Genomic DNA, 565 nt, shown 5'->3' with positions numbered 1-565 from the left:
TCTGCTCGTAGACAAATTCCTTAGAAAGGAGGTGATCCAGCCGCACCTTCCGATACGGCTACCTTGTTACGACTTCACCCCAATCATCTGTCCCACCTTCGGCGGCTGGCTCCCACAAGGGGTTACCTCACCGACTTCGGGTGTTACAAACTCTCGTGGTGTGACGGGCGGTGTGTACAAGACCCGGGAACGTATTCACCGTGGCATGCTGATCCACGATTACTAGCGATTCCGGCTTCATGCAGGCGAGTTGCAGCCTGCAATCCGAACTGGGAACGGTTTTATCGGATTGGCTCCCCCTCGCGGGTTGGCAACCGTCTGTACCGTCCATTGTAGCACGTGTGTAGCCCAGGTCATAAGGGGCATGATGATTTGACGTCATCCCCACCTTCCTCCGATTTATCACCGGCAGTCACCTTAGAGTGCCCAACTGAATGGTGGCAACTAAGATCAAGGGTTGCGCTCGTTACGGGACTTAACCCAACATCTCACGACACGAGCTGACGACAACCATGCACCACCTGTCACCGCTGTCCCCGAAGGGAAAAGTGTATCTCTACACCGG

1 rRNA gene is annotated in these 565 nt (G+C 55.0%); it reads right to left on the bottom strand.

Annotated elements, in window-relative coordinates:
• Positions 1 to 24: 24 nt before the first annotated feature.
• Positions 25 to 565 (bottom strand): 16S ribosomal RNA (locus ACFSFY_RS07370); the annotation flags it as partial.

It is taken from the genome of Sporosarcina siberiensis, assembly GCF_042681925.1.
Lineage (GTDB): Bacteria > Bacillota > Bacilli > Bacillales_A > Planococcaceae > Sporosarcina > Sporosarcina siberiensis.
This window is presented reverse-complemented; position numbering and strand designations above follow the sequence as displayed.